At 72.7% G+C, this 15,167-nt stretch carries 13 protein-coding genes; 6 read left to right on the forward strand and 7 right to left on the reverse strand.

Going from position 1 to position 15,167, the window contains the following annotated elements; translation table 11 throughout:
• Nucleotides 1-97: 97 nt before the first annotated feature.
• Entirely contained in the window at nt 98-1,126 is a 1,029-nt protein-coding gene (locus VH969_RS26605) for an NADP-dependent oxidoreductase (RefSeq protein WP_331979006.1), read from the forward strand.
• Here VH969_RS26605 and VH969_RS26610 read toward each other — a convergent pair.
• Genes VH969_RS26610 through VH969_RS26625 form a run of 4 tightly spaced genes read right to left on the reverse strand, consistent with a single transcriptional unit; the run spans nt 1,116 to nt 4,325 of the window.
• On the reverse strand, nt 1,116-2,852 hold the full coding sequence (locus tag VH969_RS26610) for an acyltransferase (protein WP_331979008.1): 1,737 nt from the start codon (nt 2,850-2,852) through the stop codon (nt 1,116-1,118). The two genes, VH969_RS26605 and VH969_RS26610, sit on opposite strands and share 11 nt — an antisense overlap.
• Entirely contained in the window at nt 2,849-3,313 is a 465-nt protein-coding gene (locus VH969_RS26615) for a MarR family winged helix-turn-helix transcriptional regulator (protein WP_331979010.1), read from the reverse strand. Before VH969_RS26615 ends, VH969_RS26610 begins: the two co-directional genes overlap by 4 nt.
• Before the next feature lie 33 nt (nt 3,314-3,346).
• The gene (locus VH969_RS26620) at nt 3,347-4,189 is read right to left on the reverse strand and encodes an LLM class flavin-dependent oxidoreductase (protein WP_331979012.1); all 843 of its coding nucleotides are present in this window, start codon (nt 4,187-4,189) and stop codon (nt 3,347-3,349) included.
• Complete coding sequence (locus tag VH969_RS26625; RefSeq protein WP_331979014.1) at nt 4,182-4,325, reverse strand: hypothetical protein; 144 nt, start codon at nt 4,323-4,325, stop codon at nt 4,182-4,184. Before VH969_RS26625 ends, VH969_RS26620 begins: the two co-directional genes overlap by 8 nt.
• A 306-nt stretch (nt 4,326-4,631) precedes the next feature.
• Between VH969_RS26625 and VH969_RS26630 the strand changes: the two genes are divergently transcribed.
• From VH969_RS26630 to VH969_RS26645, 4 genes are all read left to right on the forward strand, one after another.
• Nucleotides 4,632-6,893 carry a DUF6351 family protein gene (locus tag VH969_RS26630; protein ID WP_331979016.1) on the forward strand — a complete coding sequence of 754 codons (2,262 nt, stop codon included), beginning with the start codon at nt 4,632-4,634 and terminating at the stop codon, nt 6,891-6,893.
• Nucleotides 6,894-7,014: 121 nt separating this feature from the next.
• Nucleotides 7,015-7,272, forward strand: coding sequence for a ubiquitin carboxyl-terminal hydrolase 14 (locus VH969_RS26635; protein WP_331979018.1), 258 nt, complete (start codon nt 7,015-7,017; stop codon nt 7,270-7,272).
• A complete protein-coding gene (locus tag VH969_RS26640) occupies nt 7,269-8,927 on the forward strand; it encodes an NAD(P)/FAD-dependent oxidoreductase (RefSeq protein WP_331979020.1) in 1,659 nt (552 codons plus the stop codon). Before VH969_RS26635 ends, VH969_RS26640 begins: the two co-directional genes overlap by 4 nt.
• Nucleotides 8,924-10,360, forward strand: a complete 1,437-nt coding sequence (locus VH969_RS26645) for an ATP-binding protein (RefSeq protein WP_331979022.1) — start codon at nt 8,924-8,926, stop codon at nt 10,358-10,360. Before VH969_RS26640 ends, VH969_RS26645 begins: the two co-directional genes overlap by 4 nt.
• Nucleotides 10,361-10,378: 18 nt before the next feature.
• Here the strand turns inward: VH969_RS26645 and VH969_RS26650 are convergent, their stop codons facing one another.
• Entirely contained in the window at nt 10,379-11,509 is a 1,131-nt protein-coding gene (locus tag VH969_RS26650; RefSeq protein WP_331979024.1) for an aminopeptidase P family protein, read from the reverse strand.
• A 72-nt stretch (nt 11,510-11,581) separates the two neighbouring features.
• On the opposite strand from VH969_RS26650, the gene VH969_RS26655 reads away from it, so the two are divergent.
• Entirely contained in the window at nt 11,582-11,959 is a 378-nt protein-coding gene (locus tag VH969_RS26655; RefSeq protein WP_331979026.1) for a VOC family protein, read from the forward strand.
• On the opposite strand, the gene VH969_RS26660 is transcribed toward VH969_RS26655, so the two are convergent.
• Together VH969_RS26660 and glpK are read right to left on the reverse strand one after the other, a co-directional pair.
• On the reverse strand, nt 11,956-13,602 hold the full coding sequence (locus VH969_RS26660; protein WP_331979029.1) for a glycerol-3-phosphate dehydrogenase/oxidase: 1,647 nt from the start codon (nt 13,600-13,602) through the stop codon (nt 11,956-11,958). The genes VH969_RS26655 and VH969_RS26660 overlap by 4 nt on opposite strands.
• Before the next feature lie 28 nt (nt 13,603-13,630).
• Entirely contained in the window at nt 13,631-15,151 is a 1,521-nt protein-coding gene (gene glpK / locus VH969_RS26665) for a glycerol kinase GlpK (RefSeq protein WP_331979197.1), read from the reverse strand.
• Between the last annotated feature and the right edge of the window lie 16 nt (nt 15,152-15,167).

Raw genomic sequence — 15,167 nt, forward strand, 5'->3', positions numbered from 1 at the left:
GTGGTGCGTCTACTGTGGACCCCGACGGAGACCGGCTCGGCGGCATCCGGCCGAGGATCTGGCCGTCCGCACTGACCTGGGGTAATGTCGCCGAACCGTGGCTGAGACGACGAACCGCCGGATCCTGGTGGCCGCGACACCCGAGGGTCCGCTGGCGGAGAAGCACTTCCGCATCGAGGACGGCGCCGTGCCGGAGCCGGGCGAGGGCGAGGTGCTCGTCCGCACCGTCCTGCTGTCGATCGACCCGGCCAACCGCGCGTGGCTGCAGGGCCGGACCTACCGTGACCAGGTGCTGCCCGGCGAGGTGATGGCCGGGCTCGTCGTGGGCGAGGTGGCCGCCGAGAACGGGACCGGCGTCCCGATCGGCACCTACGTCGTGGGCGACGGCGGCTGGGCGGAGTACTCGGTGCTGCCGGCCGGGCGGGTGCGGCAGATCGAGCCGGCCGGGGACCTCGCGTATCACCTCGGCGTGTTCGGGCCGACCGGGCTGACCGCCTACTTCGGACTGTTCGACGTCGGCCGGCCCGCGGCGGGAGAGACCGTCCTCGTGTCCGCGGCCGCCGGGGCCACCGGCAGCGTGGTCGGCCAGCTGGCCCGGATCCACGGCTGCCGGGTCGTCGGCGTGACCGGCTCGGCGGCGAAGAACCAGGTGCTCACGACGCGCCTCGGCTTCGACGCGGCGATCGACCACCGCAGCCCCACGTTCGCCGACGACCTCAGGCACGCGTGCCCGAACGGGGTCGACGTGTACTTCGACAACGTCGGCGGGCACGTGCTCGACTCGGCGCTGCGCCGGATGAACACGCACGGCCGCATCGTGTGCTGCGGCGCGGTGTCCCAGTACGACACCGGCACCCCGGCCCCGGGCCCGGCCGGGGTGCCCGGCCTGGTGGTCACCAAGCGGCTGCGCATGGAGGGCCTGCTCGTGTTCGACTACACGCAGCGGTTCGGCGAGGCCGTCGCGGCGCTGGCCGGGTGGTTGCGCGCGGGCGAGCTGGTGGAGCTGCACGACATCGTCGAGGGCCTGGCGAACGCACCGCGCGCGCTCATCGGCATGCTCGCCGGCGAGAACGTCGGCAAGCGGATCGTCCGCGTCGGCCCCGACCGGCTCCCCGCTACCGCGTGACCTGCGGCGCCAGCCAGCGCATCGAGCCGTCGTCGAAGACGACGACGATGCGGCTGTCCTGGTCGGCCGGGCCGATCGCCACGAAGCCAGTGTTCGGCACGATGCCCGCGTACTTGAACGCGATGTCCGGGCGGGTCTCGCCGCTCACGCCGCCCCCGACGATCGTGCCCGAGCCGTCGGTGATCACCACGCAGCGCACCAGGTTCCTGCCGTCCACGGCCCAGCCGCGGAAGAGCGGCACCGCCTTGCCGTGGAAGAACGGGTCCGGCTTGACCGGCTCGACGCTCTCCACGGCGCCCGCCGGGTGGTTCGGCACCTTGTTGCCGGCGGCGTCGCGCAGGGCCGTCATGTCGTCGAGGTCGAGCCTCGAGCCGAACTCCGGACCGCCGCAGCCGAGCGAGAAGTCGTCGGTGAACGGGTAGTGGCCCAGCGCCCGCAGCCGCGGCACCAGATCCTTCGCCGGTGGGTAGCGGCGGTACGCGTCGCTGAACCCGCCGTGCACGGCGATCGCCTCGACCTGGTGCTCCTTGTCGGCCACCCGCTCCTCGGCGCCGTTGGGCCCGCCGAGCGCGAACCCGAGCACGCCGACCATGATCACCGCGCCGGCGATCTGGAACGTGCGCAGCGGCAGCCGCCGGTACACGACGGTCGCGAGCATCACCAGCGCGGGAATCGTCAGCAGCACCGACACCGACGTGTAGCGCGCGGTGTTCATGCCGACCTCGCCGCCGTAGTCCACCCGCGCGGCGGTGATCATCACGGCACCGAGGAGGGCGTGCAGCGCGAGCGCCCACCAGAACCACATCTGCCGCTCACGGGCGATCTTGCTCGACGCGAGCGCGAGGTAGACCCCCAGCAGGAGCAGGCCGCACACGGCGGCCACCGCGCCGGCGTCGGTCGTCCACAGCTTCCCGACGATGGCGAGGAAGTAGTACAGCATGCTCGCCAGGTCGCGGGTCGGGTTGCCGGCGAGCGGCGCCTGCGGCCGGTAGGAGTACCAGACCAGCACGATCGCGCCGCCCACCACGAGCGGCAGCAGCCGCTTCCACCACGGTTCCCGCCGCGCGAAGGCGAGCAGCGACAGCACCGGCCACGCGGCGAACGCGGTCGCGTAGCTGATACTGCCGAGGAACGCGAGCGCCCACGCGGGCCACCACCGGCCGCGGACGGCCAGGAGGAACGCCACGATCACGATGAGGTTCGCGCTGAGCCAGGCCGTGCCGCTCATGGCGCGCGTGTAGTTCCAGAGGCCGTGCGGGCTGAACATGAGGGCGGCGGAGGCGACCACGAGGCCGGCGCGCACCAGCGGGGGCAGGGTGCGCGGCAGCGCGTAGCCGAGCACCGCAACGGTCGCCACGGCTATCGCCACGACGAACACGCCGAGCGTGCGGTTGTCGCCCTCGAACAGCTTGATGTTGATCCAGTAGAAGACCGACGGCAGGCCCAGGATGTGCTCGTTCGACAGGTAGTTGCGCAGGTCGAACGCCTTGAGCGTGCCGTCCGGGTTGGTGACCCTGGTCAGCGTGAACAGGTAGTCGAGGTGCTGGAACTTGCCCGCGTTGGCGACGTCGCGCAGCGTGGTCAGCACCGGGATCACGGCGAGCGCGGTGACGAGCCGCGGCAGCCATGCGCTCGCGGCGAACCGCCGCGCGAGGGGCTGCTTGTCCCGCGCCTCGCCCGGCTCGGCCTGCGACTCGGACTCCGGTGGGGTCAGCGTCGTGCTCATCGGGCCGCCCCGCCGAGCCGCTCGATGACCCGGTGGCTGAGGGTGTCCAACGCGGCCAGCTCCTTCTTGGTCAGCAGGTCGATGAGGTGGCGCCGCACCGAGGCGACGTGCGCGGGCGCGGCCTCGCGGATCGTGTGCAACCCTTCGCCGGTCAGCACGACCATCGAGCCGCGGGCGTCGCCTGGGGTCTCCTCGCGCACGACGAGGCCGCGCTGCTGCATGCGCGCGGTGTGGTGGGACACGCGGCTCGTCGACCACAGCAGGTGGGCGGCGAGCTCGCGGAGCCGCAGCCGGTGGCCGTCGGTTTCCGACAGGGTCGACAGCACGTCGTAGTCGGCCTCGGAGAGCCCGCTGTCGCTCATCAGATCGCGCGCGAGCTGCAGGTCCAGCAGCGACCGCATCCGCCGGTAACCGCGCCACGCGCGGTCCTCGTCGCTGGTCAGCCACCTCGCCTCGGTCACGTCGGCCAGCCTAGGGGGCTCGATGACGTGTCATTATCCGGCCCGCACGGCCGGGACGACCTCGCGCGCGATCAGCTCGACCTGCTCCGCCCGGTCCGGCCCGCTGACCTGGAGGTTGACGGCCGAGAAACCCAGCTCCGCGAACCCGGCGAGCCGCTCGGCGAGCCGCGCGGGACGCTCGGTGGCCCGCGGGTCGACGCCCACGTTGTAGACGCAGGTGATGGCGTCGGGGTCGCGGCCCGCAGCCGCCGCGGCGGCCCGGATGCGGTCGCGCATCGCGGGGATCCGCTCCGGTGGCGCGAAGCCGAGCGAGGGAATCCAGCCGTCCGCGAGCTCGCCGGTGGCGGCCAGCGCGCGCGGGCCGTAGGTGCCGACCCAGATCGGGATGTGGCGCCGCGGCTTCGGCTCGAGGTCCGCCGCGTCGGTGTGGTGGACCGCGCCGCGGTAGGTGAACGACGGCTCCGACCACAGCCCGCGCGCGATGCGGATGGCATCGGCCATGCCGTCGACCTTCTCGCGGGCGGTGGGCACCGGCAGCCCGAACGCGCGGAACTCGTCGTCGGAGTACCCGCCGCCGAGCCCGAGGATCAGCCGCCCGCCGGAGAGCCGGTCGAGCGTCTCGGCCATCTTGGCGACCATGGCCGGCGGCCGGTACGGCACGCCGAGCACCCGGGTGGCGATCCCGATGCGACTCGTCCGCGCGGCCACCCAGGTGAGCATGGTCCAGACCTCGTAGGACGGGCGGTCGCCCTCCGGATGGTCCGAGGTGGACACGAAGTCGAAGCCCAGCTCCTCCGCACGCCGGGCTTCGGCGACGAGGTCACGGCCGGGGGCGTGGTCGGCCGGCAGGTCCAGGCCGAAGCGCAGGTCAGCCATTGCGGTGCGTTCCGTTCGAGTGTGGGAATCGTTGGGCGGGCGAGGAAACCCGGGCGAGCGGGCCGATCGCGACCGCGAACAGGACGGTGTCCAGCTGGTCGAGGCGGTGCGGCAGCCGCCGGTACTTTGGTGACATGTCACCAAAGTACCACTGGTTGATGACGCGTCAACAAATACCGGCTCCCGGTGACGGTTACCGTCGACGAGCCGACAATTTGTCCACTTCGGACGGATCTGCGCGGCGGGGGAGCTGGTGGCGCTCGCCGGTCTCGACTCCTGCCCCGGCGGTGGCGGGGCCCGAGTCCCGAGCGGATCCGCCGCCGGCGCCCGAATGGCGGCGTTGACGCCTCCCGCGCGCCCGGCCTAGCGTTCCTCCTTGCGGTGGCCCGGCCTCGCCGGCGGGCGCTCGCGGCTGGGGTGGAACGGATCCCGGGAGGGCGCGATGAAGCGTCGAGTCACCGTCGTCGCGGCCGTGCTGGCCGTGCTCACCGCAAGCGGCGTGACCGCGGCCGCGGCCCCGCTGGAGGCCCAGGGCGGCGGCCACGCGCACGACCGGCTGCGCCTGGAGATCCTGTCCGGCCCCGCGCGGTACGTGAGCGGCGGGGCGGCCCGCGTGCGGGTGGTCGTGCCGCGGTCGGTGCCGCTGGACGGCGCGACGGTCGCGGTGAACGGCGTGGACATGACGTCCTCGTTCGCCCCGGACGACCAGGCGCCGCACGCGCTCGAGGGCGTGCTGCGCGACCTGCCGCTGGGCGAGAGCACCGTCCGCGCGGCCGTCCGGCACGGTCGGGCCACCCTGCGGCTGGTCAACCACCCGAGCACCGGGCCCATGTTCTCCGGTCCGCAGCAGCCCGACTTCTTCTGCTCGACCCCGCAGCACCTCGCCGGCTTCGGCCTCACCGGGCCGTTCCTCGACGACGACTGCTCGCTCCCCACGACGACCGGCTACTTCTACCGGGCCGCCGACAACACATGGAAGCCGTACGACCCGGCCGCGCCCCGCCCCGCCGACATGACGACCACGACGACGAGCGAGGGCGCCACGGTCGACTTCGTGATCCGCTGGGAGCGCGGCACGATCAACCGCTTCGTCTACACGATCGCCGTGCTGGACCCGACCGCGAGCGGGCCGGGTGAGCTGCCGTACTGGAACCGCAAGCTGATCTACTACTTCGGTGGCGGCGTGGCGGTCGGCCACTACCAGGGTTCCAACAACGCCGACGAGTCCCGCTACCCGTACGGCCTCGGGCAGGGCTACGCGATCGCGTGGTCGACCGGCACGAAGACCAACACGCACTACAACCTCGTGCTCGGTGGCGAGACCGCGCTGATGGTGAAGTCCCGCTTCGTGACCGAGTACGACGACCCCGAGTACACGGTCGGCCTCGGTGGGTCCGGCGGCGGCATCCAGCAGTACGTCTACGGGCAGAACCACGAGGGCCTGCTCGACGGCGCGATCCCGCAGTACTCCTACCCGGACATGGTCACGCAGACCATCCACGTCGGCGACTGCGAGCTGCTCGAGCGGTGGATGGACCTGAAGGTGCGGGCGGACCCGGCGTCGAAGTGGCGGGTCTGGTCGAACCGCTCGCAGCTGGAGGGGCTGGCCGCGTCGGACACCGTGGCGAACCCGTACCAGCAGCTGACGCCGTGGCTGCCGGCCCCCGGCTCGACGGAGTGCGTCAACGGATGGCGCGGGCTCTCACCGCTCGTGCTGAACCCGAAGTTCGGCACCGCGCCGGGCATCACGCCCGAGCAGCAGGCGGCGGTGGAGTGGACGCACTGGAACGACGCGGTGAACGTGTATGGCCGCGACCCGGTCACCGGGTTCGCCCGGTCCACCTGGGACAACGTCGGTGTCCAGTACGGGCTGAAGGCGCTCGTGGACGGCAACCTCACGCCCGCGGAGTTCCTGGACCTGAACGCGACGGTCGGCGGCTGGCAGGACCCGAGCCGGGCCGTGCAGGAGGGTTGCCCGTTCATCGCGACCGCGTGCCCGGCCGACATCGACGTGTGGAGCGCGCGGAACATCAGCCCGCCGGGCCCGGACGGCGTCGCGCCGCGGACCGAGGGCAGCGTCGAGGCCATGCGCGCGGCGTACCGGTCCGGGCTCGTGTTCGACGGCCGGATCGACATCCCGGTCATCGACTGGCGCCACTACCTCGACGCCGAGCTGAACATGCACAACGCGCGGCAGTCGTTCGCCGCGCGCGAGCGGATCATCGAGCGGCGGGGGAGCGCGGCGAACCAGGTCGTGTGGTTCACCGACGCGCGCCCGGCGCGGGCGTTCGACCAGACGCCGATGGCGCTCGCGGTCATGGACCGGTGGATCGAGAACCTGCACGCGCACCCGTCGCGCGGCGTGGTCGGCAACAAGCCGCCGGAGGCGGTGGACAGCTGCTTCGCGACGGACGGCTCGCTGATCTACCGCGGCCCCGACGCGTGGCGCGGCATCCTCGACCACGGCCCGGCAGGCGCGTGCACGCAGCGGTTCCCGATCCACGAGACGTCCCGCACGATCGCGGGCGGCCCGTTCGACGAGCAGCACTACAAGTGCGCGCTGCAACCGGTGCGGGCGGCACTGGCCCGTGGCCTGTACGGCGACTGGCATCCGACGGGTGCGCAGCTGGCACGGCTCGAGCAGATCTTCCCGACGGGCGTCTGCGACTACCGCAAACCGGACGTAGGGCGCCCACGGCACTGAGCACACACCGAGCACGCACCGAACACGCACCGAACACGCAGGAGCTTCCCGGCGTTCGCCGTGAGCGTGACGGGGGCCTTCGACCGGGCTGTCGCCTGCCGTTCGGGTGTAAAGATGTGGCATGGCTGAATGTACGCACGTCGACCAGATCCGCGACGTGACGGCGAGCTCCACCGAGGGCTGCACGGACTGCCTGGCGATCGGCGGCACGTGGGTCCACCTACGGGAATGCCTGAGCTGCGGGCATGTCGGCTGCTGTGACTCCTCCCCAAACCGGCACGCCACCGCCCACTACAACCAGACCAGCCACCCGGTCGTCCGGTCGTTCGAGCCCGGCGAGGACTGGCGCTGGTGCTACGTCGACGAGGTCGCGGTGTGACCAGCAAGCCCGTCCTGCTGACCGTCGACGACGATCCCGGGGTCTCCCGCGCCGTCGCCCGGGACCTGCGCCGCCGCTACGGCGAGGCCCACCGCATCGTGCGGGCCTCCTCCGGGCAGGAGGCGCTCGAGGCCCTCAAGGAGCTCAAGCTGCGCGGCGAGGCCGTGGCCGCGATACTCGCCGACTACCGCATGCCCGAGATGAACGGCATCGAGTTCCTCGAGCAGGCGATGGACCTCTTCCCCCGCGCGCGCCGCGCCCTGCTCACCGCGTACGCCGACACCGACGCCGCCATCCAGGCGATCAACCTCGTCGACGTCGACCACTACCTGCTCAAGCCGTGGGACCCGCCGGAGGAGAAGCTCTACCCGGTCGTCGACGCGCTCGTCGAGACCTGGCGCGCCTCGGCGGACTCCGCCGTCGAGGAGATCAAGATCGTCGGCCACCGGTGGTCGGCGCCGACCTACGACGCGCGGGACTTCCTCGCCCGCAACGCCGTGCCCTACCGGTACTACAGCATCGACGAGCCGGAGGGCCGCCGGCTGCTCGACGCGGCCGCCGCGGACCCGACCGAGATCCCCGTCGTGATCACCACCGAGGGACGGGCCCTGCTCGCGCCGACCCCCGCGGAGATCGCCGCGGCCGTCGGCCTGACGGTCGACCCGGTGACCGACTTCTACGACCTGATCGTCGTCGGCGGCGGGCCGGCGGGGCTCGGCTCGGCGGTCTACGGCGCGTCCGAAGGCCTGCGCACGCTGCTCGTCGAGCGGCAGGCCGCGGGCGGACAGGCCGGCCAGAGCTCGCGGATCGAGAACTACCTCGGCTTCCCGGACGGCGTGTCCGGCGCGCAGCTCACCGACCGCGCGCGGCGGCAGGCGATCAAGTTCGGCGCCGAGATGCTCACCGCGCGGGACGTGACCGCGCTGGAGGTACAGGGCTCGGCGCGCGCGGTGCGCTTCGGCGACGGCAGCACCATCGCCGCGCACGCGGTCATCCTCGCCACCGGCGTGTCGTACCGGAACCTGGCCGCGACCGGGTGCGCCGAGCTGACCGGGCGCGGCGTGTACTACGGGTCGGCGATGACCGAGGCTCCCGAGTGCGCGAACCGGGACGTCTACATCGTCGGCGGGGCGAACTCGGCGGGCCAGGCGGCGGTGTTCTTCTCCCGGCACGCCCGTTCGGTGACGCTGGTCGTGCGCGGCGAGTCGCTGCACTCGTCCATGTCGCACTACCTGATCCAGCAGCTCGAGGCCATCGACAACGTGCACGTCCGCACCCGCACGACGGTCGGCGAGGCACACGGCGGCGAGCACCTCGAGGGGTTGCGGCTCGACCACGCGGACGGCACGTCGGAGAAGGTGGAGACGAGCCACCTGTTCATCTTCATCGGCGCGCAGCCCAAGACCGACTGGCTCGACGGCGTGGTGGAGCGCGACGAGCACGGGTTCGTGTGGACCGGGCCGGATCTGCTCCTCGACGGCCGCCGCCCGACCGGCTGGGTGCTCGGTCGCGATCCGTACTACCTGGAGTCGAGCGTGCCGGGAGTGTTCGTCGCCGGGGACGTCCGCGCGCAGTCGGTCAAGCGCGTGGCCTCGGCCGTCGGGGAGGGCGCCATGGCCGTGACGCTCGTGCACCGGTACCTGGAGGAGCGGTGAGCACCACACGTCGTCTGTCCAATGCGGAACTGCGCGAGCTGTTCCTCTTCGCCGACCTCGGCGAGCACCAGCTGGACTGGATCTCCGCCCACGGCGACGTGGTCGCCTACCTTGCCGGCGACGTGGTCTCCGCCGAAGGCGACCCGGCGGAGTGCTTCTACGTGCTGCTGTCCGGGACGCTCAGCATGGTGCGGATGGTCCGCGGCGCGGAGGTCGAGACCGTGCGGACCGACCGGCGCGGGGTCTACTGCGGCGCCATCCAGTTCTACCTCGGCGACCAGGTCGAGCAGCTGTACCCCACAAGCGTGCGGGCGGTGACCGACGCGGAGTTCCTCGCGCTGCCGGTCGCCGAGTTCGGCGCGAAGTTCCGGCAGTGGTTCCCCATGGCCGTGCACCTGCTGGACGGGATGTTCGTCGGCTTCCGCAACGCCGAGGAGCTGATCGCCCAGCGGGAGCGGCTGCTCGCGCTCGGCAAGCTGACCGCCGGGCTGACCCACGAGCTGAACAACCCGGCCGCGGCCGCGGTGCGGGCGTCGGAGACGTTACGGGAGCGGTTCGCCGGCATGCGGCACAAGCTGCAGCTGCTCGCGGACGGCCGCTTCGACGGCGAGCAGCTGCACAAGCTGACGATCCTGCAGGAGAAGTTCGTCGGCCGCGTCAACACCGCGGAGCAGCTGACGCCGATGCAGGAGTCCGACCGCGAGGACGAGCTCGGCGAGTGGCTCGAGGAGCGCGACGTGGCCGGCGGCTGGGACCTCGCGCCGGTGTTCGTCGCGGCCGGGCTCACCACCGACGACCTCGACGACATCGAGGCCGCCGTGGACACCGGCTTCTTCGAGCCCGCGCTGCGCTGGCTCGCCTACACCGTGGAGACCGAGAACCTGCTGCTGGAGATCAAGGACAGCACGACCCGGATATCCGCCCTCGTCGGGGCCGCGAAGCAGTACTCGCAGCTCGACCGCACGCCGCACCAGGAGACCGACCTGCACGACGGGCTCAAGGCCACGCTCGTGATGATGTCGGGCAAGATCCCGTCCGGCGTGCGGGTCGTGAAGGACTTCGACCGGAGCCTGCCGCGGGTGCCGGGCTACGCCGCGGAGCTCAACCAGGTGTGGACGAACCTGATCGACAACGCGCTGGACGCGATGGACGGGTCCGGCACGCTGACGCTGCGCACGGCCCGCGACGGCGACTACGCGCTCGTCGAGGTGATCGACACCGGGCCCGGGGTGCCGGCGGAGCTGCGCCGTCGCGTCTTCGAGCCGTTCTTCACCACGAAGGGCGTCGGCCGGGGCACGGGCCTCGGCCTGGACGTGTCGTACCGGGTGATCACCAACCGGCACGGCGGCGACCTGCGGGTCGAGTCGCAGCCGGGCGACACCCACTTCCAGGTCCGGCTCCCGCTGCACGCCCCGGAGCCGCCCCGGCCGTGACGACCGCTTGCCGACCCGCTACCGGACGACGCGCAGGCCGTGGTCGGTGTTGTTCAGCCGGTAGCCGCCGTCCTCGGTGACCGTGACGATGTCCTCGATGCGGACGCCGAAGCGGCCCGGCAGGTAGACCCCCGGCTCGATGGAGAAGCACATGCCGGGTTCCAGCGGCTGCTTCTCGCCTTCGACCAGGTACGGCGGCTCGTGCGTGGTCACGCCGATGCCGTGGCCGGTGCGGTGGATGAAGCGGTCGCCGTAGCCGGCCTCGGTGATCACCGCGCGGGCGACCCGGTCGATCTCCGCGCACGGCACGCCCGGCCGCACCGCGTCGAACGCCGCCTGCTGCGCGGCCCGCACGACGTCGTGCACCCGCTGGATCTCCGCCGACGGCTCGCCGACGCAGACCGTGCGCGTGGTGTCCGAGCCGTAGCCGTTCATCAGGCCGCCGAAGTCCAGCACCACCGCGTCGCCCGCCTGGATCGTCCGCCCGCCGGCCTCGTGGTGCGGGTTCGCCCCGTTCGGCCCCGAGCCGACGACCGTGAAGTCGACCTGCTCGTGCCCGAACTGGCGAAGCAGGTGGGCCAGGTCCGCGGCCACGTCGCTCTCCCGCCGGCCGGTGAAGCGCAGGTCGCCGATCTCGCGGTACGCCGCGTCCGCCGCCGCGCCGGCCGCCGCGAGGCGGGCGAGCTCGTTGGCGTCCTTCACCGCACGCAGCATCGGCAGGGCCGGGCTCAGCGCGTCGTACCGGGTGTCCGGCACCGTGTTCAGCAAGCCGAGCAGGTGCAGCGACCACGTCGAGTCGGAGATGCCGAGCCGCCCGTCCGGCGGCAGGTGCGCGGCGGCCGCGCGGTACGGGTCCGACCCGTCCGCCCAGTCCACGATCCGCAGCGCGGGCGCTCCGGCGGCCGCCTCCGCGTCCGGTCGTTCCAGCGCCGGCACGACGAGGGTGGCCGGCTGACCGGCCAGCAGGATCAGCGCGGTCAGCCGCTCGGTGATCGCGGTCGGCTGGTAGCCGGTCAGCCACACCAGATCCGGCCCAGGCGCGACGATCACGCCGTCCAGGCCCGCGCGGACCGCCGCGTCGACGGCCCGGCTCATCCGGGCCCGGTAGTCCTCGGTGGTGAACGCGTCCAGCCACACATCTGTGGTCATGCGCCGGACGCTAGGTTTGGCCGCCCGAGCCTGTGCTCACCCATCGCGGGTGAACCGATGCACAATGCGACCATGCCAACCCCGATCGGCCGGCTGCACCACGTCGTGCTCGACTGCCGCGACCCGGGCGCGCTGGCCGCGTTCTACTCCGGGCTGCTCGGCCTGCCGGTGACGTACACGAGCGAGGACTGGGTGGTGGTGTCGGCGGACGACACCACCTCGGGCCTCGCGTTCCAGCTCGCGCCGGACCACGTGCCGCCGCGCTGGCCGGATCCGGCCGCGCCGCAGCAGGTCCACTTCGACGTCATGGTCGACGACATCGAGGCGGCCGGCCCGCGCGTGCTCGCGCTCGGTGCCACCCGGCTGCGCGACGACGTCTACGCCGACCCGGCCGGCCACCCGTTCTGCCTCATCCCGCGCCCCGGGTGGGCGCCGCCGGTCGAAGGCTAGGCCGGCGCGAGCGTCACCCGGGCGAGCGCGGCCGACTCCGCGCGGGCCTGCTCGCGGTAGGCCGCCACGGCCGCGCGCCGGCTCGACGCGTCCCAGCCGAGGTGCTCGCCGACCAGCTCGGCCGCCCGCGCTGCCACGCCGGCGCCGCCGTCGGCGTACTCGATCGCGATCCGGGTGCGGCGGGCCAGCACGTCGTCCAGGTCCAGCGCACCCTCGTGGGTCACCGCGTACACGGCCTCCGCGGCGAGGTAGCCCCCGCCGAGCGGCGACGCGAGCTCCGGGTCGTCCGCCATGAGCGCCAGCAGGTCGGTGATCTCGGAGCCGTACCGGCCGAGCAGACGCTCCACAGTGGACACCGGTAGGCCTGCCCGGTGGGCCAGGTCCGCCCGGTCCGCCCACAGCTCGTGGTGGCCGACTGCGCCGATGAGCGGCAGGTGCCTGGTCAGCGACGGCGCGACCGCCCGGCCCAGCCCGCGGGCGGCCACGTCCACGACGTCCGCGGCCATCACCCGGTACGTGGTCAGCTTGCCGCCCGCGACGATCACGTGGCCCGGCTCCGGCTGCGCCACCGCGTGCTCGCGGGACAGCTTCGTGGTCTCGCTCGTGCCGGCGGCGGCGAGCAGCGGGCGCAGCCCCGCGTAGACGCCGACCACGTCCTCGATCCGCAGCGGTTCGCGCAGCAGCGCGTTCGCGTGGGCGAGGAGGTAGTCGACGTCTCCGCGGGTCGCGGCGGGGCGGTCGGGGTCGCCCTGCCACGGCGTGTCCGTGGTGCCGACAAGCCAGAACCGGCCCCACGGAATGACGAACAGCACGCTCTTCTCGGTGCGCGTGACCAGGCCGGTGCCGAGCCGGATGAGCGAGCGGGGCACCAGTACGTGCACGCCCTTGGACATGCGGATGGTGAACGGCGCCGAGCCGAGGCCGCCGGTCCACACGCCGGTCGCGCCGATCACCCGGCGGGCGCGGACCGCGTGGGTGACGCCCGAGCGCACGTCGTGCACGCGGGCGCCAACCACGCGGCCGCTGTCGCGCAGCAGCCCCCTCGCCTCGGCTCGGGTGAGCACCGTGGCGCCGTGCTGCGCGGCCGTCCGGGCGAGCGTCATCGTGAGCCGGGCGTCGTCGACCTGCGCGTCGTGGTAGCGGATCGCACCGGTGAGCGCGTCCGGACGCAGGGACGGCGCGAGCTCGAGCGCCCGCCCGCGGGACAGGTGCCGGTGCACCGGCAGCGCGCGGGCGCCGCCGATGCTGTCGTAGAGCGCAACGCCGGCGCCCACGTAGGCGCGCTCCCACCCCGGGTGCGTGAGCGGGAACAGGAACTGCACCGGCCGGACCAGGTGCGGGGCCAGCCGCTGCAGCAGCAGGCGGCGCTCCCGCAACGCCTCCCGCACGAGCGCGAAGTCCCGCTGCTCCAGGTAGCGCAGCCCGCCGTGGACGAGCTTGCTGGACCGGCTCGACGTGCCCGCCGCCCAGTCCCGCGCCTCGACGAGCGCGACCGACAGGCCGCGCGACGCGGCGTCGAGGGCGGCGCCGGCACCGACCACGCCGCCACCCACGACGAGCACGTCGAACTCGGTGCCGGCCCCGGTACCGGCGATGGCACGCACCGCCGCCGACCGGTACGCGGCGTCCAGCCGCACGGACATCGCAAACCCCGATCCGGCGAACGAACTGCTAGCGGACGTCGGCGTCGACCCAGTCGAACGTCCGGGTGACCGCCTTCTTCCAGTTCCGGTAGACCCGTTCCCGCTCGGCGGCGTCGACCTGCGGGATCCACCGCTTGTCCTCGGCCCAGTTGCCGCGCAGGTCGTCCAGGCCGGTCCAGTAGCCGACCGCGAGGCCCGCGGCGTACGCGGCGCCCAGGGCGGTCGTCTCGGCGACCTTCGGCCGCACCACCGGCACGTCGAGGATGTCCGCCTGGAACTGCATCAGCAGCTCGTTCTGCACCATGCCGCCGTCGACCTTGAGCTCGGTGAGCGCGACGCCGGAGTCGGCGTTCATCGCGTCGAGCACCTCGCGGGTCTGGAACGCGGTCGCCTCCAGCACCGCGCGGGCGAGGTGTCGCTTGTCGACGTAGCGGGTGAGGCCGACGAGCGCGCCGCGCGCGTCGGCCCGCCAGTACGGCGCGAAGAGCCCGGAGAACGCCGGCACGAAGTACGCGCCGCCGCTGTCCTCGACGCCGCGGGCCAGCGTCTCGATCTCGGCCGCGGAGGAGATGATGCCGAGGTTGTCCCGCAGCCACTGCACGAGCGCGCCGGTGATCGCGATAGAGCCCTCGAGCGCGTAGACCGGGCGGGCCTTGCCGATCTTGTAGCAGACCGTGGTCAGCAGGCCGTTCTTGCTCGGCACCTTCTCCTCGCCGGTGTTGAGCAGCATGAAGTTGCCCGTGCCGTAGGTGTTCTTCGCGGTGCCGATGTCGTAGCAGACCTGGCCGAACGTGGCCGCCTGCTGGTCGCCGAGGATGCCGGCGATCGGCACGCCCTTCAGCACGCCGCCGGGACCGCCGTGCCCGTAGGTCTCCGACGACGAGCGGATCTCCGGCAGCATCGACAGCGGGATGCCCATCTCGGCGGCGATGTCGGCGTCCCAGGACAGCGTGTCGAGGTCCATCAGCATCGTCCGCGACGCGTTGGTGACGTCGGTGGCGTGCACGCCGCCGTTCGGGCCGCCGGTGAGGTTCCACAGCGTCCACGTGTCGGTGTTGCCGAACAGGAGGTCGCCGTTCTCCGCGCGCTGCCGCGCGCCCGCGACGTTGTCGAGGATCCAGCGCACCTTCGGGCCGGAGAAGTAGGTGGCGAGCGGCAGGCCGACCTTCGCCTTGTACCGCTCGGGGCCGTTGTCGCCCAGCGCGCCGAGCTCCTCGACGATGGCCTGGGTCCGGGTGTCCTGCCAGACGATCGCGTTGCAGACCGGTTCACCGGTGTGCCGGTCCCACACCACGGTCGTCTCGCGCTGGTTCGTGATGCCGACCGCCGCGAGGTCACCGATGTTCAGGTTGGCCTTGGCGAGCGCCTGGCCGGTGACGTCACGGGTGTTCTCGGCGATCTCCTTCGGGTCGTGCTCGACCCACCCGGCGCGGGGGAAGATCTGCTGGTGTTCCTTCTGGCCGGCGGAGACGATCGAGCCGGAGTGGTCGAAGACGATCGCCCGGGTGCTGGTCGTGCCTTGGTCGATGGCGAGCACGTACTGAGACATCATGCGTCCTTTCTCG

Origin of the sequence: Actinophytocola sp. (assembly GCF_036555685.1) — a bacterium.
GTDB lineage: Bacteria > Actinomycetota > Actinomycetes > Mycobacteriales > Pseudonocardiaceae > Actinophytocola.